Genomic DNA, 23,164 nt, shown 5'->3' on the forward strand with positions numbered 1-23,164 from the left:
ACGTGTCTGGGTGCTTCTCTGGATGCTCGCGGGAGCGAACTCCTAGGTTACGCGAGGCTCCGCGACATTCAGCACCGCATTCGGCTCGACGACCTCGTAGGCGCTCGGCTCGTCGATCGCCCGCATCAGCACGGGCATCTGGAGCTTGAGCTCGTACGACGACAGGGCCCGCCGGTAGGCGCCGACGTTCTCCCAGCGCGTGGTCAGCGTCCACAGGGCGGGGTCGTCGAGGTTGCGGCCGATCCAGCCGGCGACGTACCCGGGCTTGTCGGCGAGCAGCCCGTGCACGAGCTCGAGATCGGCACGGAGGGAGGCGGGGTCGTCCCCGGCCCGGAACCTGTTCACGACGAGCACGGGGCGAACTCTACGCAGCCGGCCGGCCCTTGACGCACGGCCGCGGACCCCATGACTATGACACCTGTCATAACCACCTCCGGCAGGAGTCCCCGATGACCACCACGCCCACCTGGCGCAAGACCGCCTGCATCCTCTGCGAGTGCAACTGCGGGATCGAGGTGCAGGTCGAGGACCGGCAGCTGGTGCGGATCCGCGGCGACAAGTCCCACCCCTCCTCCGCGGGCTACACCTGCGAGAAGCCGCTGCGCCTGGACCGCTACCAGAACGGCACGCCGCGGCTGACCAGTCCGCTGCGCCGGCGCGCGGACGGCTCCTACGAGGAGATCGACTGGGACACCGCGATCGCCGAGATCGCGCAGCGCCTGGCAGCCATCCGCGACGAGCACGGCGGCGACAAGATCTTCTTCTACGGGGGCGGCGGCCAGGGCAACCACCTCGGCGGCGGCTACGGGCAGGCCCTGCAGGCCGCGCTCGGGGTCCGCTACCGCTCCAACGCGCTCGCGCAGGAGAAGACCGGCGAGATGTACGTCGACGGGCGGCTCTACGGCGGCCACACGAAGGGCGACTTCGAGCACGCCGAGGTCGTGGTGTTCGTCGGCAAGAACCCCTGGCAGTCGCACTCCTTCCCGCGCGCCCGCCCGGTGCTCAAGGAGATGGCCGCCGACCCCGACCGCACGATGGTCGTCATCGACCCGCGGCGCAGCGAGACGGCCGCCATGGCCGACATCCACCTGCAGGTCCGGCCCGGCACCGACGCCTGGTGCCTCGCCGCGCTCGGCGCCGTCCTCGTGCAGGAGGACCTCCTCGACCACGCCTTCGTGGCCGACCACACGACGGGAGCCGAGCCGGTGCTGGCGGCGTACCGGGAGATCGACGTGGCCGACTTCGCGCGGCGCTGCGGCGTCGACGAGGAGCTGATCCGCACCACGGCCCGGCGGATCGCCGCCGCGGAGAGCGTGTGCACCTACGAGGACCTCGGCATCCAGCAGGCGCCGCACAGCACGCTGAGCTCCTACCTCAACAAGATGCTGTGGATCCTCACCGGCAACTTCGCCAAGCGGGGCGGGATGTTCCTGCACTCGACGTTCGCGGCCCTGGCGGGCGGCGGCGGGGGCGGCGGCTCGAGGACGACGCCGGTGACCGGCGCGCGGATCATCTCCGGGCTGGTGCCCTGCAACTCGATCGCCGAGGAGATCGACACCCACCACCCCGACCGGTTCCGCGCGATGTGGGTCGACAGCGTCAACCCGGCCCACTCGCTGGCGGACTCCGCCGGGTTCCGGCGCGCGATGCGCAGGCTGGACCTCAGCGTCGTCATCGACATCGCGATGACCGAGACCGCGCTCGAGGCCGACTACGTGCTGCCCGCCGCCACCCAGTTCGAGAAGTGGGAGTGCACCTTCTTCAACGTCGACTTCCCGGAGAACGTCTTCCACCTGCGCGCCCCGCTCATGGACCCGCTGCCCGGAACCCTGCCCGAGCCGGAGATCTACGCCCGCGTCGTGCGCGCGCTCGGCGTCGTGGACGAGGCTGCGCTGGAGCCGCTCCGGGAGGCGGCCGAGGCCGGCCTGGCGTCGTACGCCGAGGCCTTCTTCGCCGCCGTCGGCGCCGACCCGCGGCTGATGGGCCTCGCCGGGCACGTGCTCTACGAGACGCTCGGGCCCACGCTCGGCGACGCCCGCGGCACCGCGGCCCTGTGGGGCGTGGCGCAGCTGTGCGCGATGAACCAGCCCGCGTCGGTCGCCCGCGCCGGCTTCACGGGCACCGGCTTCGAGCCCGGCAACGCCCTCTTCGAGCGAATCCTCACCGGCGAGGCCGTGGTGTTCACCCGCGACGACCACGACCACGCCTGGGACTACGTACGACGACCCGACCGCCGCTTCACGCTGGAGATCCCGGAGCTCCTCGACCGGCTGCGTGGCCTCGCGTCGGAGCAGAGCTCGTGGACGACCGAGGAGTTCCCGTTCGTGCTGTCGGCGGGCGAGCGGCGCGCGTTCACCGCCAACACGATCATCCGCGATCCCTCCTGGCGGCGCCGCGACGCCGGTGGTGCGCTGCGGATCAGCACCGACGACGCCTGGGCGCTGAGCGTGCGCGACGGCGACACGCTGCGCGTGGTGACCGAGCGCGGCAGCGCGGTCGCGGTCGTCGAGGTGACCGACACCCTCCAACAGGGCCATGTGTCGCTCCCGAACGGGCTCGGCGTCGCCCACCCGGACGGGACGCCCGGCGTCGCGCCCAACGAGCTGACCTCGCTGCACCACCGCGACCCGATCGCGGGCACCCCGTGGCACAAGTACGTCCCGGCCCGGCTGGAGCGCGTGTGAGCACCCGCCGTCCGACCCGCTCCCCACGGGACGCCATGGTCGACAGCGCGATCGTCCTGTTCCGCGAGCGCGGCGTCGCGGCGACCTCGCTGCGCGACGTGGTGGCGCACAGCAGGGCCCCACGGGGCTCGATCTACCACCACTTCCCCGGCGGCAAGGACGAGCTGGCGCGCGAGGCGACCCGGCGTGCGGGCGACTTCATCGCGCGGCTGCTGGGCGAGCTGGTCGACAGCGCCGACCCGGTCGCGACGGTCGACCTGCTCGTCGACCACTGGTCCGGCGTACTGCTCGGCAGCGACTTCGCGGCCGGCTGCCCGGTCGCCGCCGCGGCACTGGCGCCGGACGACACGGCCGGCGCGCGGGACGCGGCGGGCGCCGCGTTCGGCCAGTGGGAGGACCTGCTCGCCGGTGCGATGCGCGGGCGCGGCCTGGCGGCCGACGAGGCGGCGGACCGCGCGGCGCTGGTCGTCAGCGCGGTCGAGGGCGCCCTGCTGGTCAGCCGCGCGCGTCGTACCGACGCACCCTTACGGGCCGTCGGACGGGAGCTCGCCCGCACCCTGGCCTGATCGCGCCTCGGGACAGGATCGCGCCGACTTGACCGCCGACCACGAGCGGATGAGAATGATTCTCATGCGCTTCACTTCCGGTCTCGCCCTGCTGTCCACCGCCGCCCTGCTGGCCTCCGGCTGCTCGGCGTTCAGCGAGGGTGGCGGCGAGTCGAGCGGTGGCTCGGGCGGCGGCCCGACCGTCGCCGCGGCCTTCTACCCGCTGGCCTGGCTGACCGAGCGGGTCACCGAGGGCACCGGCGCCGACGTCGAGCTGCTGACCAGCCCCGGCTCGGAGCCCCACGACCTCGAGCTCGACGTCGCGAAGACCGCTCAGGTGGCCGAGGCCGACCTCGTCGTCTACGAGGCCGGCTTCCAGCCCGCCGTGGACGACACGATCGCGCAGAACGCGCAGGGCGACACCCTCGACGTCGCCGGGCTCGCCGACCTCCTGCCCGTCGACGAGTCCGCCGAGGAGCACGAGGAGCACGCCGGCGAGGACGAGCACGAGCACGACCACGGCAGCCTCGACCCGCACTTCTGGCAGGACCCGGTGCGGGTCGCCGACGTCGCCGACGCGGTCGCCGCCGAGCTCGCCTCCCTCGACGAGGACCACGCCGACACCTACACGTCGAACGCAGCGGCGCTGCGCAAGGACCTCGAGGCCCTCGACGCGTCGTACGCCACTGGCCTCGCCGACTGCGAGCGTGACACCATCGTCGTGTCGCACGACGCGTTCGGGTACCTCGAGAAGTACGGCCTGCACATCGCCCCGATCGTCGGCCTCTCCCCCGACGCCGAGCCGACGGCCGCCGTGCTCGGGGAGCTGCAGGACCTGATCAAGGAGGAGGGCATCACCACGGTGTTCAGCGAGCCGCTCAAGCCCGCGCTCGGCGAGGGCATCGCCTCCGACCTCGGCCTGACCAACGGCGTCCTCGACCCGGTCGAGGGCCTGTCCGACGCGACCTCGGGCGAGGACTACCTGTCCCTGATGAAGTCGAACCTGTCCGCCCTGCAGGCTGCCAACGGGTGCCGATGACGAGCGCGGACTCCTTCAGCGCGGTCTCCATCAGCGGGGGGACGGTCGCCCTCGGCGGCCGTCCCGTGCTGCGCGGGATCGACCTCACCGTCGAGCCCGGCGAGTTCGTCGCCCTGATGGGCGCCAACGGCTCCGGCAAGTCCACCCTCGTCCGCAGCCTGGTCGGCCTCCGGCCGCTCGTCGCCGGGGAGGTGCGCCTCTTCGGCACCCCGCTGGCGTCGTACGACGAGTGGTTCCGCGTCGGCTTCGTCCCCCAGCGCGCCACGGCGGCCGCCGGCGTCCCGGCGTCGGTCTGGGAGGTCGTGGCCGCGGGCCGGCTCACCCGCCGCAAGCTGCTGCGTCCCCTGTCCCGCGCCGACCGGGCCGCGATCGAGGACGCGCTGGAGATCGTCGGCCTCGCCGACCGCCGCCGTGACGCGGTGAGCAACCTGTCCGGCGGCCAGCAGCAGCGCGTGCTCATCGCCCGCGCGCTCGCCGGGGAGCCCGACCTGTTCTTCCTCGACGAGCCGACCGCCGGCGTCGACCTGCCCAACCAGCAGGTCCTCGCCGACACGCTCGCGCGGCTCAAGGAGCGGGGCGCGACAATCGTCCTGGTCGCCCACGAGCTCGGCCCGCTGGCCCGCCTCGTCGACCGTGCGGTCGTGATGCGCGACGGCCGGGTCGTGTACGACGGCGCGCCGCTGCGCGACCACGAGGTGCACCAGCCGTGGCTCGGCGAGCCGCACACCCACCACCATCACCACGGCACCGGTGCCGCCCGCGCCGACCACGTGCCCGGGGTCGCCTCCCCCGTCGACCGGATCGGGGGCGAGGCGCGATGAGCCCCGCCGAGCTGTTCGCACTCCCCTTCATGCAGCGGGCGCTGATCGCGGCCCTGCTGACCGGGCTCGCCGCCCCGGCGATCGGCACCTTCCTGGTCCAGCGCCGGCTCGCCCTGATGGGCGACGGCATCGGCCACGTCGCGGTCACCGGCGTCGCCCTGGGCCTGCTCACCGGCACCTCGCCGGTGTGGCTCGCCGTCATCGTCGCGGTGATCGGCTCGGTCCTGATCGAGATCATCCGCGAGCGCGGCCAGACCAACGGCGACGTCGCGCTCGCCCTGCTCTTCTACGGCGGCCTGGCGAGCGGCATCTTCCTCACCGGCCTCGGCGGCGAGAGCGCCGCGTCGCTCAACCGCTACCTCTTCGGCTCGCTGACCACCATCTCGGTCGACGACCTCATCCTCACGATGGTCCTCGCGATCACGGTCGTCGGCCTGTGCGTGGGCCTCGCCCCCCAGCTGTTCGCCGTCGCCCAGGACCAGGAGTTCGCGCGCGTGGCCGGGCTACGGGTGCGCGCCTACAACGTGCTCGTGGCCGTGCTCGCCGCGGTCAGCGTCACCGTCGCGATGCGCACGGTCGGCCTGCTCCTGGTCTCCGCGCTGATGGTGGTGCCGGTCGCCACCTCGCAGCAGCTGACCCGTTCCTTCCGCACCACCATCGCCGCCGCCATGGCGCTGGGCACGCTGGCCTCGGTGGGCGGCCTCGTGGTGGCCACCTTCGCGTCGTACAAGGCCACGGTGGCGCCGGGCCCGACGATCGTCCTGCTGGCCCTCGCCTGCTACATCGTGGCCTGGCCGATCGGGATCTGGACCCGCCACCGTGCGCGGCTGCGCGAGCCCTTCCCCGCCGGGGAGCTCCCCGAGCACGAGGCCTGCGCCGAGCACCCGCACGACCACGGACCGGGCTGCGGCCACCTCGCCGTGCCCCACGACGACCACGTGGACTACGTGCACGACGGGCACCGGCACGCCGCGCACGGCGCCCACTACGACGAGCACTAGCCGGTCCGCTCCGCACCCGAGGAGCCACGCACCTACCGGATTCGTCGCCAGGAGCAGCGGGCGACGACGAGTCCGGTAGGTGCGTGGCGAACCTCAGCGACCGATCAGGCTGCCGAGGCCGAGGTTCTCGAGGATGTCGGCGAGGCCGAGCGAGTCGAGCAGGTCGACGACGCCGAGCGACTGCAGCAGGGCCGGCAGGCCGATCATCTCCAGCAGGGGCGAGAGCCCGAGCAGGTCGAGGATGTCGAGCAGCTCGGTCTCGGCCTCCTCCGGCGAGGCGGTGCAGAGGCGGTGCGCGATGCGGGCCGCGACGAGGTTGTCGCGGGTCCGGTTGGCGATGCCGCCGATGGTGCGCACCCGGGCCTGGCTGGCCCGCAGCTCGGCACGGGCGTGGCGGAGCTTGCGGACCTTGCGCTGGGTGCGGTGCGCGTCGACGCTGCGCTGCAGCCTGGTGACGGTACGACGCAGCTCCCGGGTCCGGTTGACGGCACGGGTGTGCCGGGCCCGGACGTCGGCGAGCCGGTCGGTGAAGACGGCGACGCGGGCGGCGGTCGCCGAGCAGTCGGCGGCCGCGGTCGCCGCGGCCTGCGCCGGGGTCGGCGCGGCCACCGTGGCCACACCTCCGAGCGTGAGCGTGAGTGCGAGCAGCAGCTTCACTGCAGCACGGATCATCTGGGTCTCCCTCCCTGGGTCCGAGCCCATGCCCGGCGCGTCCGGCGCCGTGCATCCCCATGGCGGGCCCAACGAGTACCCGAAAACTAGTGAGGGTTCTCTGATGTGGCGAGGGGGCGTCCAGTCCGTGGAAGCCCCCTGGGAGCCAGGCGTCAGGTCGGGTTGGGCACGGCGCCGCCGTAGCGGCGGTCCCGCCGGGCGTACTCGTCGATCGCCGCCCACAGGTGCCGCCGGTCGACGTCGGGCCAGAGCACGTCGCTGAAGACGAACTCCGCGTACGCCGCCTGGTAGAGCATGAAGTTCGAGAGCCGCTGCTCCCCCGACGTGCGCCAGATCAGGTCGGCGTCGGCCAGCTCCGGCACGTAGAGGTAGCGCCCCAGCGTGCGATCGTCGACCCGCTCCGGGTTGACCCGGCCGGCCGCGACGTCGCGGGCCAGCGCCCGGGCCGCGTCGCCCAGCTCGGAGCGCCCGCCGTAGTTGACGCACATCGTCAGGGTGAGGACGTCGTTGTGCTTCGTGAGCTCCTCGGTCGTGCGGAGCTCGTCGATGACCGACTTCCAGAGCTTCGGGGCGCGGCCCGCCCACCGGACCCGGATGCCGCGCTCGTGCATCTCCTCGCGGCGGCGGCGTACGACGTCGCGGTTGAAGCCCATCAGGAACTTCACCTCGTCGGGGCTGCGCGACCAGTTCTCCGTCGAGAAGGCGTACGCCGAGACCGCCTTCACGCCGATCTCGATGGCGCCCTCGACCACGTCGAACAGGCTGGACTCGCCCTCCTCGTGACCGCGCGTGCGCGGCAGGCCACGCTCCTTGGCCCACCGGCCGTTGCCGTCCATCACGATCGCGACGTGGTTCGGCACCAGCTCCGGAGGGAGCGGCGGCGGCGTCGCGCCCGAGGGGTGCGGGGTCGGCGGCAGCGGCTCGGGACGTGCGGCCGCCGCGGCGGCACGGGTACGACGGGAGGAGCGACTCACGGGTGCCAGTCTGTCAGCGCTCGACGTAGGCCAGCGACCGGAGCCCCCGCTCCAGCTGCCACTGCACGAAGGCGGCGACCAGGCCGGTGGCCTCCTTCACGTGGCGCGGCTCGGCGGCCTCGATCACCGTCCAGTCCCCCGCCAGCAGGGCGCCCAGCAGGGTGAGGGTCTCCGGGGCCGGCGAGGCCGAGCCCGGGATGCGGCAGGTCGAGCACAGCACGCCGCCCATCGACGGGTTGAACCAGCGGTGGCTGACCAGCTCGCCGGTCGCGGTGACCGGCGGCCGGCCGCAGTGGGCACAGTCGACGAAGGCCGGCGCGTAGCCGGCGATCGCGAGCGCCCGCAGCAGGTAGGAGTCGAGCACGTGGCCGGGCGAGCGCTGGCCGCCCGCCATCGCGTTCAGCCCGCCGAGCAGCAGCGCGAACTGCTGGCGCGCCGGCTCGCGCTCCTCGACCACCAGCCGCTCGGCGGTCTCGAGCATCGCCGTGCCGGCGGTGTAGCGCTCGTAGTCGAAGCCGATCGGGGCGGCGTACGCTCCGCGGGTCTCGGCCTGGGTGACGGTGTCGAGGTTGCGGCCCTCGGCGAGCTGGAGGTCCACGTGGGTGAACGGCTCGAGCCGCGAGCCCCACCGCGACGTCGTACGACGCACGCCCTTGGCCACCGCGCGGATCCGGCCGTTGTCGCGGGTCAGCAGCGTGATGATGCGGTCGGCCTCGCCCAGCTTGTGGGTGCGCAGCACGATCGCTTCGTCACGGTAGAGGACCACTCTCCTATTCTGCGCCCATGAGCGCACTGGACGCCGCCGCCACCCCGCACGGCAACGGACCTCCTCGTCGACCGGGCAAGCCGGCGGCGCCTCCGGTGACCTTCGTCGACTGGCTGATGCTGCTGCTCGCCATCGTGTCGGTGGGCCTGCTGGTGTGGATCACCTTCTGGGACGTCGACCCCGAGGTGCACGAGCGCGTGGTCCACCTCGACTACGCGATCTGCGCGATCTTCGCCGTCGAGTTCGTGTGGCGCTGGCGGCGCTCCGGCATGGGCTGGCGGTTCCTGCGCTCGTACTGGTACGAGGTCCTCGGCATGGTGCCGCTCTCCGACCCGGCCTTCCGCTCGTTCCGGCTGCTGCGGGTGGTGATCATCCTCGCCCGCCTCGGCCGCGCCGCCGACCGGGCCTTCGGCGACCGCGCCACGGCCTACATCGTCGGCAGGTTCACCGAGACGATCGTCAACATCATCAAGCGACCGGTCACGGTGGCGGTGCTCGACGAGGTGATCGCCGTCGTCCAGACCGGCAACTACGCCGAGCACGTCTCCGCGGCGATCGAGGAGAACCGGGCCGAGCTCGATGCGCTCATCGTGGAGCTGATCCGGGAGGACCAGGCCGCCGGCCGGTTGAGGTTCGTCCCCTTCCACGACGACATCGTGCGGCTGGTGAGCGACACGGTCCTGCGGATCCTGCAGGGCGGGCTCGCCGACCCCCGGGTGCACGAGCTGATCTCGGACGCGATCCGCGAGTCCGCGGTCCAGCTGCGCGGCAACGTGCGCGAGCGGATGCACGAGGAGATGCGGCTGCAGCCGGAGAAGGTCGGCCGCTGACGGTCGGCGCCGGACGTCGTAACGCGCCGGTCGTACGCCGAGTTGTCGTGGTGTGCGCCGCCTGCTGACCTGCCTGCTCCTGCTCACCGCCTCGCTCACCGCCGGGGCCACCCTGGCGCCGGCCCCGGCGCGGGCCGACACCACCTCGCCGTCGTACGCGCCGCTCGACCGGCCGGGGCCGCGGCTGACCGTGCCGGCAGCCACCCTCGACGCGGCGCTGCAGTGCCACGGCGACCCGAAGGCGGGGCCACGGCCCGTCCTGCTCAACCCGGCGACCAGCGTGACGCCGGAGGAGAACTACTCGTGGAACTGGGCCAAGGTCTTCACGAAGCAGCGCCGCTACCACTGCACGGTCACGATGCCGTACCACACCTTCGGCGACATCCAGGTGGCCGGCGAGTACCTCGTCAACGCGATCCGGCGCATGTACGCGCGCACCGGCCGGAGGATCGCGATCCTCGGCCACAGCCAGGGCGGCATGAGCGGACGCTGGGCGCTGCGGTTCTGGCCCGACACCCGCGCCAAGGTCGCCGAGGTGATCGGCATGGCGCCGTCCAACCACGGCACCACCGTGCTGGCCGGCTGCATCACCGGGCTGACGACGTGCGTGCCCGCGGTGTGGCAGCAGCGGGCCGGATCGGCGTTCATGAAGGCGCTCAACAGCCGGGCCGAGACCTTCGCCGGCATCGACTACACGAACGTCTACACGATGCTCGACGAGGTCGTCGTCCCGCCGCCGTCCTCCGGCCTGACGACCGGCGCCGGCCGGATCGTGAACGTCCGGGTCCAGGACGTCTGCCCGCTCGACCCCTACGAGCACGTGATGACCGGGACGGTCAGCCCGGCGACGTACGCGATCGTGATGGACGCGCTCACCCACGACGGGCCGGCACGGGCCTCCCGGGTCGACCGGAAGTGGTGCTCGCAGCTGTACATGCCCGGGATCGACCCCGCGGACGTCGCCGGCTTCGCGCCGATCCTCACCGCGCTGCCGAACCTGCTGCTGACCGTGGTCCCGAGCGTGACCCTCAGCGGCGCGCCCCTGCTGAAGAAGGAGCCCGCGCTCCGCTGCTACGTGTACGCCGCCGGCTGCTGAGGCAGCGTGCGGCGGGCGTCAGCCGCGGCGCAGGAACGGCGAGTACACATTGCCGAAGGCAGCTCGCTGCAGTCCGTCGTCCTGGTAGGTCGTGTCGCCCACGTAGGTCGCAAGGTCCAAGGCCACCCTCACCACGCGCGGCCGTCCGATGCACGCCCGCGGGACGACCACCTTCACCGACGACGACGATTGGTCCACGACGACGCGCAGCCGCCGGCAGACGGCGTCGTCACCGCCAGGTCCCTGCCGGGAGAACGCCGGTCGGTCCGCGGCCCCACCGCGACCGCTGACATAGATCCCGTAGGTCTGCGCTCGCGTGTCGACGTTCATCGAGAAGTACCAGCGACCGCGCGGCAGGGGCGTGGCCATGGTGAACCGAACGACGACTGTCGTGCTCAGGTGTCGTGCCACGACAGTCCTGATGTCACCGGCACGCCGGTCCGGAACCGGACGCACCTCGCCATCCTGGACGACCTTGACGACGTCGCGCGCAGCGTCGCGATGCGTCCAGGACGCCGCGTGGGCACCCGCTGCGGACGCACAGACGAGGGCAACCGTGACGCAACACGTCACGAGGAGTCGGCTGAAGATGGTCATCGAGGCTCCCTTCATGGTCGGGCTCAGCCGCGACGGATGCGCGGCGAGAGGCGGGGCACGTCGCTCCAGCCGCGGCGCAGTGCGTCGTCCATGTGGACGGTCTCGGTGTCGGCGTCGTACACGCTGACCTGGGCTCCGACCCGCACCGACGCGGGCCGGCCGAGGCAGCTGCGGGCGATCGTCAGCACGAGGGCGCTGCCGATGATCCGCGAGGACTTGGCCCGGCACTTGACCACGCCGCCGCGGCCACTGGCCTTGAGCAGCATCAGCTGGCGGTAGTCCTCGTACTTCGACTGGATCACGAAGAACTGCGCCCGCGGGGTCACGATGTGGGCGAACGCCGACCAGTCCCCCCGCGGCACCTGCTGCATGGTGATCCGGACGACCACGTTGCGCGACGTGTGGCCGATCGACGTCCGCCACACGTCGCCGATCCTCCGGTCCGGGGAGGGCGTCGGGGCGTTGCCGTCCTCGTAGTCGTCGAGCGTCATCGACGCGACGTCACCCTTGGGGTCGGCGAGCGACCAGTTCTCGGCGGACGCGACGCCCGCCGAGGTGACGAGCAGCGCGCCGGCGAGGACCAGCACCGCGAGCGCGCGGTGCAGCGCGGTTCCCTGCATCGTGGGCCTCAGCCGCGGCGGATGAGCGGGGACAGGCGGAGGTCGTCGAGGCCGATGCCGCGGCGGAGCGCGTCGTCGGCGTAGATGATCTCCATGTCCTGGTCGTAGACGACGACGCCGACGCCGACCCGGACGCTCGCCGGGTTGCCGAGGCAGGTGCGCGGGACGGTGAGCACGAGCGCGGTGCCGTCGATCCGCGAGGACTTGCCGCGGCAGCGGATCTCCGCGCCGGAGCCGTTGGTCTTCGAGAAGGACAGGCCGCGGAAGCCGTCGAACTTGAACTGCACTAGGTCGAAGGACGTCCGCGGCGTGCGGATCTGCGCGAACGCGCTCCAGTCCCGCGTCGGGACGGCCTGCATGGTGACCCGGATGACGACCTTGGTGGCGGTGTGGCTGACCGAGGTCCGCCACACGTCGCCAGCGCGCCGGTTCGGCGCCGGCACCGGCTCGGACGCGTCCTCGGTGATCGACACGACGTCGCCCTTGGGGTCGGCGAGGGACCAGTTCTGGGCCGAGGCGATCCCGGCGGACGAGAGCAGGACGGCGACGGCGAGGGCGAGGACGGCGAGCAGGCGACGGAGCGCGGGCATGCCGAAGATCCGAGAGTCGAGGGGGGTCATGGGCGCGATCCTTCCAAGCGGAAGGGGTTAGCGCAGGCGAATCGACAGATCGGCCCGAGTCGTCCCTACGACGAGCGGGTACGACGCGCGCGGAGCGAGCCGCGCGAGCACTCCCGCGCGAACCGGCTGACCACCAGGTCCAGGCGCTCGGGGCGACGCCGCCACTCGAGCGGCATGTGGGCCTGCTCGAGGCTGGCGGCGGGCATCTCGGCGAGCAGCATCTCGGCGTCGCCGACCGGGTGGAACGGGTCGCGGGTGCGGGACAGCACCAGCGCACGGGCGGTGATCGCCGACCGCTCGGCCGACGACGGCGCGAGCCGCCCGAACAGGACGCCGTGGATCACCGCGGCCACCGTGCCCGGCCTCTGGTCGAGGGTCTCCCGGGCCAGGCGCAGCCACTCGGGCAGGACCCGCGCGGGCAACGGCCGGGAGGCGAGGCGCAGCAGGCTGAGCGGGACGGGCGCGAAGCGGGCGGCGTACATGACCGGTCCGAGGACGGCGAGCTGCGCGGCCAGCGCGTTGTCGAGGACCGGTCCGTCGAGCAGCAGGCCCGCGACCCGCTCGGGCGCGAGGACGGCGACCTCGAGCGCCACGTTGGCGCCCAGCGAGCTGCCACCGACGACCGCACGCGTGGCGCCGACGTGGTCGAGCAGCGCCACGACCTGCTCGGCGAAGGCCGTCACGGAGTAGGCGAGCGGGTCGGCCGGGCGGTCCGATCCCCCGTGGCCGAGCGGGTCGAGCACGAGCACGTGCAGACCCGCCGCGGCGAGGGTCCGGGCCGCGTGGTCGTGCACCCGCCGGGGCACGAGCAGCGGGGGGACGAGGACGACCCAGGCCTCGCCGGCGCCGTACTCGGTGAACTCGAGGCGGTCGCGTCCGCGAGCGCTCTCGACGAAGTACTGCCCGACCTGCTCGGAGGCCAGGGCCGCCCGTCCCGTCATCTGCTCCTCAGCCGCCCGTCAGCCGACCGGCGCGATCGGCGTCGCGGGGATCGTGGTCCCCCGGGCCCGGTTGGCCGCGCACACCACCGCACGGAGCGAGGCCGTGACGATGTTGTGGTGGATGCCGATGCCCCACACGATCTCGCCGGCGATCTCGCACTCGACGTAGGCCGCGGCGACCGCGTCACCGCCGGACGACAGCGCGTGCTCGGCGTAGTCGAGCACCCGGATGTCGGCGCCGGCCTGGCGCACACCGTCGACGAAGGCCGCGACCGGGCCGTTGCCCAGGCCGATGAAGGTCTGCTCCTCGCCGCGGACGCGGAGCTGCACCTCCTGGCGGTCGTCGCCGCCCTCGTCGGTCGTCGAGGTGAAGGCGATCAGGCTGTAGGGCTCCTCGCGGTCGAGGTACTCCTTGCGGAAGATCGCCCAGATGGCCTCGGGCGTCACCTCGCCGCCCTGCGCGTCGGTGTGCTGCTGGATCACCCGGCTGAACTCGATCTGCGCGCGGCGCGGCAGGTCCAGGCTGTGCTCGGCCTTCAGCACGTAGGCCACGCCGCCCTTGCCGGACTGGCTGTTGACCCGGATCACCGCCTCGTAGGTCCGGCCGACGTCCTTCGGGTCGATGGGCAGGTACGGCGCCTCCCACGGGATCTCACCGACCGGCTTGCCCTGCTCGGCCGCGATCCGGTCGAGGTCCTCCAGGCCCTTCTTGATCGCGTCCTGGTGGGAGCCGGAGAAGGCGGTGTAGACGAGGTCGCCGGCGTACGGGTGGCGCGGGTGCACCGGCAGCTGGGTGCAGTACTCGACCGTGCGGCGGACCTCGTCGATGTCGGACAGGTCGACCTGCGGGTCGATGCCCTGGCTGAACAGGTTCATGGCCAGGGTCACCAGGTCGACGTTGCCCGTGCGCTCGCCGTGCCCGAACAGGCAGCCCTCGACCCGGTCGGCGCCGGCCATCAGGGCCAGCTCGGTCGCAGCGACGGCCGTGCCGCGGTCGTTGTGCGGGTGCAGGCTGATCGCCGAGTGGGCGCGCCGGGTCAGGTGGCGCGAGAAGTACTCGATCTGGTCGGCGTAGGTGTTGGGCGTCGACATCTCGACGGTTGCCGGCAGGTTGAGAATGATCTCGCGCCCCTCCTCCGGCTGCCACACGTCGGAGACCCGCTCGCAGACCTCGAGCGCGAAGTCGGTCGGCGTCTGGGTGAAGATCTCCGGGCTGTACTGGTAGCCGAAGTCGGTGCCCGGCAGCAGCTGGTCGGCGTACTTCATGACCCACTCGGTGCCGCGGGTCGCGATCGCGATGCACTCGGCCTCGGTCACCCCGAAGACGACCCGCTGGAACAGCGGCGCGGTCGCGTTGTAGAGGTGCACGGTCGCCTTGTCGGCGCCCTGCAGCGACTCGACGGTGCGCGCGATCAGGTCCTCACGGGCCTGGGTCAGCACGGACACGCGTACGTCGTCGGGGATGCGGTCCTCCTCGACGAGCTGGCGCACGAAGTCGAAGTCGGTCTGGCTCGCGGCCGGGAACCCGATCTCGATCTCCTTGTAGCCCATCTTCACCAGGAGCTCGAACATCTTCAGCTTGCGCGACGGGCTCATCGGGTCGATGAGGGCCTGGTTGCCGTCACGCAGGTCGGTGGAGAGCCACCGCGGCGCGTGGGTGATCTTCTGGTCCGGCCAGGTGCGGTCCGGCACCGTGACGGGCTCGAAGGCGGTGTAGCGGTGGTACGGCATCCCCGACGGCTGCTGGGTGGGGATGGTGACGCTCGGCTTGGTCATGACTTCCTCGGGTTGGTGAGTTCTCAAGAGGGGGCGCCGGGCGCGCGACTCACTCCGCAACGAGGGGTCCGGCTTCAGACCTCGCTGCGGCCGCTAAGAAGGAGGGCTCGCATCATGACGTCGCCACTCTAACAGGAGCCGGCGCGGCCCGTGCGGCCGGACGGTGCGGTTTCGCCGCGATCGGCACGGGTAGGCCGACCTCGTCCAGCGCGTCACCCCATCGCGAAACGACAGAAGGACTCCCGGTGCCCCCAACGACCGACCCGGGCCTGCAGCAGCGGCTGGCCTACCTCCGCCAGCGTCGCGGCGCGGACCGCTTCCCCGACGACGAGCCGTCGACGGGCCAGGACCCCACCGGGGCGATCAGCCTCGACGTCGACGCGAGCGGGTGGGTGATCACCTCCCGCGTGGAGCACCTCGACGGGCTGCGCACGCCCGACGCCTTCACCCGAGCCGTGCGCGCCGCCCACACCGGCGCCTCGCTGGCCCGCCTCGCCGAGGCGGCGGAGGAGAAGTGGCGCGACCGGGTGCCGACCCCCGAGGAGGAGGAGCGCGGGCGGGCGATCGTCGAGGGCCGCCGCGCGCTGACCGTGCCACCACGTCCGCGCTTCCGGCCGATCGAGATCCCGTCGCAGCCGGTGCCCGACCCGGGCGGAGCGGCGTACGACCGCGGCTTCCGGACGGTTCGCGGCAGCTCGCGCGACGGCGAGGTCACCGTGGCGGCGTCGGTCGCCGGCGGGCTGGGCGAGATCACCGTCGACGGCGACTGGCTGGCCTCCACCGGCGTCGAGCTCGCGCACTACGCACTGCGGGAGGCGTTCCACGACCTGCGAGAGAAGGGAAGCATCTGATGGTCGACGACGACGAGTACAACTTCGAGGGCGACAACAGCTTCAGCGGCGGGCACTTCCAGGTCCAGCCGCCCACGGTCCTCTACCCCGAGCCGCCGAAGGGCTACGGCGAGGAGCACCCGCCGCCCGGCGGCTGGGGCGACCGCTTCGAGATGGCGCCCGCGCGGCTGATCGAGGCCTCCCACCACTTCGACGCCGAGGCGGAGGACCTGGCCACGGCGCGGCCGCTGATCGCGGTCGGCTACGGCAAGCCGTGGATCTTCGGGGTCACCGACACCCTCTACACCGTCGGCTCGATGCACGAGGACATCAACAAGGTCCTCTACCGAGCCACCCAGGACGGGCAGTACATCCTCACCCAGATCGCCAACGGCCTCGTCGAGACCGCGAACGACGCGGTCGGCACCGACCAGACCGTCGGCGACAACTTCAAGAACCTGGACATCCACTGATGGGCGCTCCCACTCCACCGGCGGTCGACCTGACGACCAGCGACACCCGCGAGACGATCCTGACCCTCGTCAACGAGTGCGTCGACTACATCGCCGACAGCATCGAGTACTGGCTCAAGGAGCTCGCGTCCTTCGCGAGCAGCCACGCCTCGGAGATCGGCGGCCTGCTCGGCCTGCTCGGCGGCGGCATCGTCGGCGGCATCGTCGGCTGGGCGATCGGCGACCAGATCGAGGACAAGTTCGAGCAGTTCTGCAAGGACACCTGGGACGAGTTCGAGAAGTTCCTCGAGGACCTGCGCACCACCATCGGCGGCTTCTTCGGCGACCCCCTGCTGATCAGCCAGATCGCGTCGAACTACCGCGACGCGAGTCGCGCGCTCGGCCCGAACGACGGGGAGACGATCGCCACCGTCAACACCTACCTCAAGGCCAAGTGGACCGGCGAGGGCTTCAACAACTTCATCGTCCTGTCCGAGAAGCAGCACAAGGCGCTCGTGTCGATGCAGACCATGATGCAGAAGTCGGCCGACCTGCTCGACGACAACTGCACCAACCTGCTCAAGTTCTGGGTCGACACCGCCAAGGGCCTCGTCGGACTCGGCACGAAGTTCATTCAGGGCGACGCCGAGCTCGGCGACGCGGGCAACTGGGTCACGCTCGGTGTCGGCGTCGTCGCCAAGACCCTCGCCGGCTGCATCGAGGCGATCGCGGGCATCGTGCAGACGTGGGCCAACTACTGGGTGACGCTCAATGTCGCCTCGGCCGGCGACTGGGACGGCCTGCACGCCACGCTCCAGGACCAGGAGTTCGGGCTGCCCAACGGCCGCTGGCCCGACCAGAGCCGCCTCGTGGGCGGGCTCAACTCCCCTTGGAAGACCGCCTGACCGGACCGTCGGTCAGGGCGTCACCCGCGTGGTCGACGCGGTCGTGAACCTGGCCGTCGCCGGCCGGTCCTCGCTCCCCGAGGTCCGGTCGGCGGCGTACTCCGCGGTGACCGCGAGGTCCGCCGGCGCGTCCGGCTCCGCAAAGACCAGCCAGGCATTCGTGTCGCCGGCGCCGGTGGCCGGGCGCTCGAGCGTGGCGACCGGCGGCTCGCCGCCGAGCGTCGCGGTGACCTCCGCCCCCGTCACCGTGTACGACGCCGCGCCGGTCCCGCGGCCGACCTCCGCCGTGTCGAGGCGGGCCTCGAGCCGGATCGCCGCCCAGGTCGTGCCGGTCGGCGCCCAGCCGGCCTCGGGCGCCCACGGCACCTCGACGAGCAGCGCGCCGCAGGTCTGGTCCACCGTGACGCCGACCTCGGCGGCCGACCCCGAGCAGTCCTGCTCCTGCCGCCCGGCCGGCGGGTCGTCGTACAGCGCGGCTGCGGCGCCGGGCTCCACCTCGTAGCCGTCGAGGGAGACCTGCTGGACGACGCCGTCGAAGCCGACCTCGAGGTGGCCGGTCTCCGGCAGGTCCTCCGGAACGGCCGCGAAGACTCCTGCGGCGGCGTCGTGCACGGCGAGGTCGATCCGCTCGCCCTCGCCGACCAGGGTGAGCGTCGGCCGCTCGTCGACGCCGGCGAACAGGCCGGTCGACCCGGGCGGCGTGCCCGTCGGGCGCAGCTCCCAGCCGACGCCGAGGTAGCGCACCCCGTCGACGGCCGGCAGCTCCTCACCCTCGGCCGTGTCGGACGCGGACACGGTCGGCGTCGCGGCCCGAAGGCGCACCTCCAGGGTCCCCGTGGGGAGTCGGACGTCGAAGGCGGGCGTGCGGATCGGCTGGCCACCGGCCGCGACGACGTCGCCGGCCTCGACCGGGTGGTCCTCGGCGCACGCGCCGAGCGCGCCTCCCCCGACCAGGAGCGTGATGGCCAGGAGAGTGCGTCGCCGAGTCGCCACCGGGCCAGTATGTCCGGATCGACCTAGGCTGACGGCGTGCCCCGCCTCCTCGTGGTCCACCACTCCCCCAGCCGCTCGATGCAGTCCCTCCTGGACCGGGTCGTCGCGGGCGCCCACGACGAGGACGTGCAGGCTGCCGGCGCCGTGGAGGTCGAGGTGCGCGCCGCACTCGAGGCGACCGCCGACGACGTCCTGGCGGCCGACGGGTACGTGCTCGGCACGACGGCCAACTTCGGCTACATGAGCGGTGCCCTCAAGCACTTCTTCGACTCGACCTTCCTCGCGGTGGGCGGCGCCCTCGACCCCACCGGCGCCCCGGCCGTTGGCGCGGGCGCGACCGCCGGACGCCCGTACGGCCTCTGGCTGCACGGGCGCTACGACCTGACCGGCGCCCAGCGCTCGGTGCAGTCGATCGTCGGGGCGCTCGGCTGGAAGCAGGGGTACGACGTGCTGGGTGTCCTCGGCGAGGTCGACGACGCCGCGAGCGAGGCCGCCTACGCGCTGGGCGCTACTATCGCGGCACTGCTGACGAGCTGACCCGGACCGCACCGGGACGGCCGCGCGGACCGGGGGACACGGGACGAGGAGGACTGCGATGCTGCTGCGACGCGCCGTCGCCGTGCTCGTGCTCACCCTCCTCGGCGCCTCCCTCGCGGCCTGCGGATCGGAGGCCCAGGGCGGCAACACCGACCCCGACCTCGTCGACTCCACGGCGCTGCCGGACAGCGGTGTGTGCCGCGACCTCACCCCCGACGACGTCGCGAAGGCCGCCAACGCGACGAAGACCGTCGACTGCGCGACCCGGCACACCGCCGAGACCTTCGCCGTCGGCGAGCTCCCCGGCGAGTTCGACGACGTCGACTACGACGACACCGCCCTCGGCACCTACGCCTACCGCACCTGCTCGACGAAGTTCGCCGAGTTCGTCGGCGCCGACGAGAGCCTGGTGCTCCGCACGACCCTCAGCTGGGCATGGTTCCGCCCGTCGGAGAAGGCGTGGGGCAAGGGTGCGCGCTGGTACCGCTGCGACGTGATCGGCGGCAACAGCTCCAGCCCGGAGTACCGGCCGCTGCCCGAGACGGCGCGCGGCATGCTGTCGGGCCGGCCCAACGACAGCTGGCTCAGCTGTGCGTCCGGGCCGTCGGTGGCGGCGGGCGAGAAGGTGCCCTGCTCCCAGAAGCACGACTGGCGGGCGGTCACGACCGTCAAGCTGGGTGCCCCCGAGGACGAGTACCCGGGCGACCGGGTGATGGAGAGCCGGACCCGGTCGTTCTGCGCCAACTCGGTGAAGGCGTGGCTCAACTACCCGGCGGAGTTCGAGTACGGCTTCACCTTCTTCCACCAGGCCGAGTGGAAGGCCGGCATCCGCCGGTCGGTGTGCTGGGCGAAGACGACCAAGTAGTGACCGAGCAGCAACGAGACCGAGGCATGCGCACCACCCCCCACACCCCCACGACCCGGCGCCTGCTGTCCGCGGCGCTGGCCCTCGGGCTGTCCGCGGCGCTCGCGGCCTGCAGCAGCGACGAGCCGGAGGCGCGGGAGGAGAAGCCCGCCGCCACGCAGACGCCGGCCGCGGAGCCGCCCGCCGCGCCGAAGGTCGGCGCCTGCTACTCGCTGACCTACGAGGAGGCCATCGCAGCGACCTCCGAGTCCGCGCCGGTCGCCTGCACCAAGGGCCACACGACCGAGACGGTCGCGGTCGGCTCGATCGACGCCGTCGTCGACGGCCACCTGCTCGCGGTCGACTCCGACCGGGTCCGCGCCCAGGTCGCCACCGCCTGCCCGCAGGCGCTCAAGTCGTACGTCGGCGGCAGCGTCGAGCAGCTCCGGCTCTCCATGATCCGGCCGACCTGGTACACCCCCACCCTCGAGGACTCCGATGCCGGCGCCGCCTGGTACCGCTGCGACGCGGTGGTCCTCGCCGGGACCTCCACGCTCGCCGACCTGAAGGCCGGTCTCAAGGGCGTGCTCGGCACGTCCAAGGGCCGCAAGCAGTACGCCATGTGCGGGACCGCGGCGCCCGACGCGAAGAACTTCGAGCGCGTGCTGTGCTCCGCGAAGCACTCGTGGCGCGCGATCGACGTGGTCGTCTTCGAGGAGGGGAGGTACCCCGGCGAGAAGTTGGTCCGCGCCGCCGGTCGCACGAAGTGCGAGGACGCAGCGGCCGACGTCGCCGAGGACCCGCTGACCTTCGAGTGGGGCTACGAGTGGCCCACGAAGGAGCAGTGGGACATGGGGCAGGCCTTCGGCCGCTGCTGGGCCCCCGACTGAGCGACCACTGTCGGCTTGCCGCCAGGCAGACTCAGCCATCCGCCGGAGGCAACCGCGGCGCGGCAGCGCGGCGGGAGCCGCGCGACGGCAGCTCGCTGCCCCCCGTCATCGCGGCGGAGAAGCGCTCGCGCGGAGAACTAGAAACCCAGCTTGCGGAGCTGGCGCGGGTCCCGCTGCCAGTCCTTGGCGATCTTGACGTGCAGGTCGAGGTAGACAGGCGTGCCGAGGAGCGCCTCGATCTGCTGCCGCGCGGTCGTGCCGACCTGGCGCAGGCGGGCGCCCTTCTTGCCGATCATGATCCCCTTCTGGGAGTCGCGCTCGACGTACAGGTTGGCGTGGATGTCGAGCAGCGGCTTGTCGTCGGGGCGGCCCTCGCGCAGTCCCATCTCCTCGACGACCACGGCGATCGAGTGCGGGAGCTCGTCGCGGACGCCGTCGAGGGCGGCCTCGCGGATCAGCTCGGCGGCGAGGATCTCCTCGGGTGCGTCGGTGAGGTCGCCGTCGGGGTAGAGCGGGGGTCCCTCGGGCATCAGGCCGACGAGCAGCTCGGCGAGCAGGTCGACCTGGTCGCCCCCGACCGACGACACGGGCACGATCTCGGCCCAGTCCGTGCCGGTCTCGCGGCCCAGCTCGGCGATGTCGAGCAGGTGCTCGGCGATCCGGTCCGGGGTGGCGAGGTCGGTCTTGGTGGCGACCGCGATCTTGGTGGTCTTGCGGACCTTGGCGAGCTCGGTGACGAGGAACTTGTCGCCGGGCCCGATCTTCTCGTCGGAGGGGAAGCACACGGCGACCACGTCGACCTCGGACCAGGTGGTCCGCACCAGGTCGTTGAGCCGCTCTCCGAGCAGGGTCCGCGGGCGGTGCAGGCCGGGGGTGTCGACGAGCACGAGCTGACCGTCGGGCCGGTGCACGATGCCGCGCACCACGGTCCGCGTGGTCTGCGGCTTGTCGGAGGTGATCACGATCTTCTGGCCGACGATCGCATTGGTCAGCGTCGACTTGCCGACGTTGGGGCGCCCGACGAAGCAGGCGAAGCCGCTGCGGTAGCCCTCGGGGACGTCGCCCAGGCCGAAGACCGGCGCGGCCGGCGGCGGCAGCGCGCCGAAGTCCTCGTCGAACTCGTCCTCGTCGTCGAGCTCGTCGACCTCGTCGTACTCGTCGTTCATCGTCCGGCCTCCTGTGCGGCGTCGTAGTCGGCCCAGATCTCCTCGTCGGACTTGCCGGCGGCCTTCCCGGCACGCCAGATCGGCCCCGGGTCGACGGCGCGCGGCTGACGCTGGGCGACCGAGCGCCAGTAGCCCATCACGTCGTACTGGGTGCTCGGGAGCTTGCGCTCCCGCATGAGGTGCTTGCGGATGGCGCGCATCTGCGCGGACTCCCCCGCCATCCAGAAGTAGCCGGGGCCCTCGGGGAAGTCGAGGGACTCCACGACCTCCGCGAGCCGGCTGTCCCCGTCGGTCGGCAGCCAGGTGACCTCGACGCCGTCGGTGAAGTAGCCGTCGATGCGCGAGTCGGTGGGGACCTCGGCGACGATCCGCGTCGGCAGGGCCGACCCGTGCTCGACCGCGATCCGGGCCATGGCCGGGAGCGCGGTGAGGTCGCCGACCAGGAGCAGCCAGCCGGCGTCCGGCGGCGGCAGGAAGGAGCCCTTGGGCTCGGTGATGGTCACCTGCTGGCCGACCGGGTCACCGGACGCCCACTCGGTGACGAGGCCGACCTGGTGGACCACCACGTCGAGGACCAGCCGCGAGCCCTCGACGGAGCGCACCGTGTAGTAGCGGCTCTGGAACTGTCCGGGCACGACCAGGCCGACCCACTCGTCGGCGATGCCCGTGGACGCGAAGCCCGGGACCTCGACGGTGAGGCGCACCAGGTGCGGCGTCACCTGCTCCCGCGCGACGACGTCGGCGGCGTACTGCTGGGCCCGGGTGCTCACCCGCCAAGGCTAGTGGCTGACCCGCTCCTACCGGTTGTTGACGACGGCCCGGTAGGTGCGCCGCGACGCGTCGGTCGGCACGAGGAAGAGCGAGGTCGCGGCGAACTGGCTCCGGCTCACGGTGTAGGTGCCCTGCTCGGGGCCCCGACGGCGCGCGCGGAAGGTCAGCTCGAAGCTGCGCAGCGACCCACGGGCACCGCCCGAGGAGAGGTCGGTGACGGCGACGAGCTTCATGGACAGCCGCACGCCCGGGCCGGCGACCCAGAACGCGCGGGTACGACGCTTCGCGAACCGCCCGCGGCGGTAGAGCGTCGCGCCCCGGGTGACCGGCTGCACGGCTGCGGCGGCCGGCGCCGGGGCGGCGGTGGCGGGCGGGCCGACGGCGACGACCGTGGCGGCGAGCCCCGTGGCGCTCGCACCGATCACGGCACGGCGGGTGAGGTCGGACATCAGTTCCTCCTGCTCGGTACGGTGGCCGCGTGCAGTGGCTCACCCATGACGACTTCGCCGGACGCATCGGCGAGACCTTCACGGTCGCCACCGCCGACGGCGGCCGGGTCGCCCTCGTGCTGGTCGAGGCCACCCTCGGCCCGGACCTCGGTGGCCCCGGCCCCGACGGGGCCACCCGCCACCAGTTCGCGCTCGTCCTCGACGGCCCCGACGGGCTCGGCCAGGCCGTCCGCCGCGTCGAGCACGGCGACCTCGGGACGATCGACCTCTTCCTCGTGCCGATCGGCCACGGCCGCTACGAGGCCGCCTTCGGCTGACCACGTCAGCAGCCGGTGGACGCCGCGC

At 72.5% G+C, this 23,164-nt stretch carries 27 protein-coding genes; 14 read left to right on the plus strand and 13 right to left on the minus strand.

Annotated elements, in window-relative coordinates; genetic code table 11:
* Positions 1-42 precede the first annotated feature (42 nt).
* Positions 43-354, minus strand: a complete 312-nt coding sequence (locus BJ993_RS01375; RefSeq protein ID WP_179647464.1) for an antibiotic biosynthesis monooxygenase family protein — start codon at positions 352-354, stop codon at positions 43-45.
* A 95-nt stretch (positions 355-449) separates the two neighbouring features.
* Between BJ993_RS01375 and BJ993_RS01380 the strand changes: the two genes are divergently transcribed.
* The 5 genes from BJ993_RS01380 to BJ993_RS01400 all read left to right on the plus strand — a co-directional run bounded on the left by BJ993_RS01380 (position 450) and on the right by BJ993_RS01400 (position 6,090).
* Positions 450-2,684, plus strand: coding sequence for a molybdopterin-dependent oxidoreductase (locus BJ993_RS01380; protein WP_179647465.1), 2,235 nt, complete (start codon positions 450-452; stop codon positions 2,682-2,684).
* Complete coding sequence (locus BJ993_RS01385; protein WP_218864579.1) at positions 2,681-3,250, plus strand: TetR/AcrR family transcriptional regulator; 570 nt, start codon at positions 2,681-2,683, stop codon at positions 3,248-3,250. The genes BJ993_RS01380 and BJ993_RS01385 overlap by 4 nt, the downstream gene beginning before the upstream one ends.
* 64 nt (positions 3,251-3,314) lie before the next feature.
* On the plus strand, positions 3,315-4,268 hold the full coding sequence (locus BJ993_RS01390; protein WP_218864580.1) for a metal ABC transporter substrate-binding protein: 954 nt from the start codon (positions 3,315-3,317) through the stop codon (positions 4,266-4,268).
* The gene (locus BJ993_RS01395; protein ID WP_036546928.1) at positions 4,265-5,089 is read left to right on the plus strand and encodes a metal ABC transporter ATP-binding protein; all 825 of its coding nucleotides are present in this window, start codon (positions 4,265-4,267) and stop codon (positions 5,087-5,089) included. Before BJ993_RS01390 ends, BJ993_RS01395 begins: the two co-directional genes overlap by 4 nt.
* Entirely contained in the window at positions 5,086-6,090 is a 1,005-nt protein-coding gene (locus tag BJ993_RS01400) for a metal ABC transporter permease (RefSeq protein ID WP_036546435.1), read from the plus strand. The genes BJ993_RS01395 and BJ993_RS01400 overlap by 4 nt, the downstream gene beginning before the upstream one ends.
* 93 nt (positions 6,091-6,183) lie before the next feature.
* Here the strand turns inward: BJ993_RS01400 and BJ993_RS01405 are convergent, their stop codons facing one another.
* The 3 genes from BJ993_RS01405 to recO form a co-directional block, all read right to left on the minus strand.
* Positions 6,184-6,762, minus strand: a complete 579-nt coding sequence (locus tag BJ993_RS01405) for a hypothetical protein (protein ID WP_179647467.1) — start codon at positions 6,760-6,762, stop codon at positions 6,184-6,186.
* Between the two features lie 152 nt (positions 6,763-6,914).
* Positions 6,915-7,736, minus strand: a complete 822-nt coding sequence (locus BJ993_RS01410) for an isoprenyl transferase (RefSeq protein WP_179647468.1) — start codon at positions 7,734-7,736, stop codon at positions 6,915-6,917.
* 13 nt (positions 7,737-7,749) lie between these two features.
* Positions 7,750-8,502 carry a DNA repair protein RecO gene (recO, locus tag BJ993_RS01415; protein ID WP_036546441.1) on the minus strand — a complete coding sequence of 251 codons (753 nt, stop codon included), beginning with the start codon at positions 8,500-8,502 and terminating at the stop codon, positions 7,750-7,752.
* Between the two features lie 17 nt (positions 8,503-8,519).
* On the opposite strand from recO, the gene BJ993_RS01420 reads away from it, so the two are divergent.
* Both BJ993_RS01420 and BJ993_RS01425 read left to right on the plus strand, forming a co-directional pair.
* A complete protein-coding gene (locus BJ993_RS01420) occupies positions 8,520-9,332 on the plus strand; it encodes an ion transporter (RefSeq protein ID WP_179647469.1) in 813 nt (270 codons plus the stop codon).
* Positions 9,333-9,384: 52 nt separating this feature from the next.
* Positions 9,385-10,428: a lipase family alpha/beta hydrolase gene (locus BJ993_RS01425; protein ID WP_179647470.1), complete on the plus strand. Its 1,044-nt coding sequence runs from the start codon at positions 9,385-9,387 to the stop codon at positions 10,426-10,428.
* A gap of 18 nt (positions 10,429-10,446) precedes the next feature.
* On the opposite strand, the gene BJ993_RS01430 is transcribed toward BJ993_RS01425, so the two are convergent.
* The 5 genes from BJ993_RS01430 to leuA form a co-directional block, all read right to left on the minus strand.
* On the minus strand, positions 10,447-10,797 hold the full coding sequence (locus tag BJ993_RS01430; RefSeq protein ID WP_179647471.1) for a hypothetical protein: 351 nt from the start codon (positions 10,795-10,797) through the stop codon (positions 10,447-10,449).
* A 251-nt stretch (positions 10,798-11,048) separates the two neighbouring features.
* Positions 11,049-11,645 carry a hypothetical protein gene (locus BJ993_RS01435; RefSeq protein WP_179647472.1) on the minus strand — a complete coding sequence of 199 codons (597 nt, stop codon included), beginning with the start codon at positions 11,643-11,645 and terminating at the stop codon, positions 11,049-11,051.
* Positions 11,646-11,653: 8 nt separating this feature from the next.
* Positions 11,654-12,265, minus strand: coding sequence for a hypothetical protein (locus BJ993_RS01440; RefSeq protein WP_179647473.1), 612 nt, complete (start codon positions 12,263-12,265; stop codon positions 11,654-11,656).
* A 65-nt stretch (positions 12,266-12,330) separates the two neighbouring features.
* Positions 12,331-13,206, minus strand: a complete 876-nt coding sequence (locus BJ993_RS01445) for an alpha/beta fold hydrolase (RefSeq protein WP_179647474.1) — start codon at positions 13,204-13,206, stop codon at positions 12,331-12,333.
* A gap of 18 nt (positions 13,207-13,224) precedes the next feature.
* Entirely contained in the window at positions 13,225-14,982 is a 1,758-nt protein-coding gene (gene leuA, locus BJ993_RS01450; RefSeq protein ID WP_179647475.1) for a 2-isopropylmalate synthase, read from the minus strand.
* Between the two features lie 245 nt (positions 14,983-15,227).
* Here leuA and BJ993_RS01455 point away from each other — a divergent pair, with 245 nt between their 5' ends.
* The 3 genes from BJ993_RS01455 to BJ993_RS01465 are packed head-to-tail and all read left to right on the plus strand — an operon-like array spanning position 15,228 to position 17,169.
* Positions 15,228-15,833: a hypothetical protein gene (locus tag BJ993_RS01455; protein WP_036546454.1), complete on the plus strand. Its 606-nt coding sequence runs from the start codon at positions 15,228-15,230 to the stop codon at positions 15,831-15,833.
* Positions 15,833-16,285, plus strand: a complete 453-nt coding sequence (locus BJ993_RS01460; RefSeq protein WP_036546455.1) for a hypothetical protein — start codon at positions 15,833-15,835, stop codon at positions 16,283-16,285. Before BJ993_RS01455 ends, BJ993_RS01460 begins: the two co-directional genes overlap by 1 nt.
* Complete coding sequence (locus tag BJ993_RS01465) at positions 16,285-17,169, plus strand: hypothetical protein (RefSeq protein WP_036546457.1); 885 nt, start codon at positions 16,285-16,287, stop codon at positions 17,167-17,169. The genes BJ993_RS01460 and BJ993_RS01465 overlap by 1 nt, the downstream gene beginning before the upstream one ends.
* 12 nt (positions 17,170-17,181) lie before the next feature.
* Here BJ993_RS01465 and BJ993_RS01470 read toward each other — a convergent pair whose 3' ends face one another.
* A complete protein-coding gene (locus BJ993_RS01470) occupies positions 17,182-18,162 on the minus strand; it encodes a hypothetical protein (protein ID WP_179647476.1) in 981 nt (326 codons plus the stop codon).
* Positions 18,163-18,198: 36 nt separating this feature from the next.
* On the opposite strand from BJ993_RS01470, the gene BJ993_RS01475 reads away from it, so the two are divergent.
* From BJ993_RS01475 to BJ993_RS01485, 3 genes are read left to right on the plus strand one after another with little or no spacing between them, the layout of a single operon-like run.
* The gene (locus tag BJ993_RS01475; protein ID WP_179647477.1) at positions 18,199-18,699 is read left to right on the plus strand and encodes a flavodoxin family protein; all 501 of its coding nucleotides are present in this window, start codon (positions 18,199-18,201) and stop codon (positions 18,697-18,699) included.
* A gap of 58 nt (positions 18,700-18,757) precedes the next feature.
* Positions 18,758-19,564: a septum formation family protein gene (locus tag BJ993_RS01480; protein ID WP_051932330.1), complete on the plus strand. Its 807-nt coding sequence runs from the start codon at positions 18,758-18,760 to the stop codon at positions 19,562-19,564.
* Between the two features lie 26 nt (positions 19,565-19,590).
* Positions 19,591-20,433 (plus strand): septum formation family protein, encoded by an 843-nt coding sequence (locus tag BJ993_RS01485; RefSeq protein WP_179647478.1) that lies wholly within the window; start codon positions 19,591-19,593, stop codon positions 20,431-20,433.
* A gap of 137 nt (positions 20,434-20,570) precedes the next feature.
* On the opposite strand, the gene era is transcribed toward BJ993_RS01485, so the two are convergent.
* Genes era through BJ993_RS01500 form a run of 3 tightly spaced genes read right to left on the minus strand, consistent with a single transcriptional unit; the run spans position 20,571 to position 22,819 of the window.
* Positions 20,571-21,599 carry a GTPase Era gene (gene era / locus BJ993_RS01490; RefSeq protein ID WP_179647479.1) on the minus strand — a complete coding sequence of 343 codons (1,029 nt, stop codon included), beginning with the start codon at positions 21,597-21,599 and terminating at the stop codon, positions 20,571-20,573.
* Positions 21,596-22,369 carry a siderophore-interacting protein gene (locus BJ993_RS01495; protein ID WP_179647480.1) on the minus strand — a complete coding sequence of 258 codons (774 nt, stop codon included), beginning with the start codon at positions 22,367-22,369 and terminating at the stop codon, positions 21,596-21,598. The genes era and BJ993_RS01495 overlap by 4 nt, the downstream gene beginning before the upstream one ends.
* Positions 22,370-22,396: 27 nt before the next feature.
* Complete coding sequence (locus tag BJ993_RS01500) at positions 22,397-22,819, minus strand: DUF6916 family protein (RefSeq protein ID WP_179647481.1); 423 nt, start codon at positions 22,817-22,819, stop codon at positions 22,397-22,399.
* Between the two features lie 29 nt (positions 22,820-22,848).
* Here BJ993_RS01500 and BJ993_RS26720 point away from each other — a divergent pair, with 29 nt between their 5' ends.
* Positions 22,849-23,136 carry a DUF6916 family protein gene (locus BJ993_RS26720; RefSeq protein WP_373366961.1) on the plus strand — a complete coding sequence of 96 codons (288 nt, stop codon included), beginning with the start codon at positions 22,849-22,851 and terminating at the stop codon, positions 23,134-23,136.
* The last annotated feature ends 28 nt before the right edge of the window (positions 23,137-23,164 follow it).

It is taken from the genome of Nocardioides aromaticivorans (assembly GCF_013408525.1).
Taxonomy (GTDB): Bacteria; Actinomycetota; Actinomycetes; order Propionibacteriales; family Nocardioidaceae; genus Nocardioides; species Nocardioides aromaticivorans.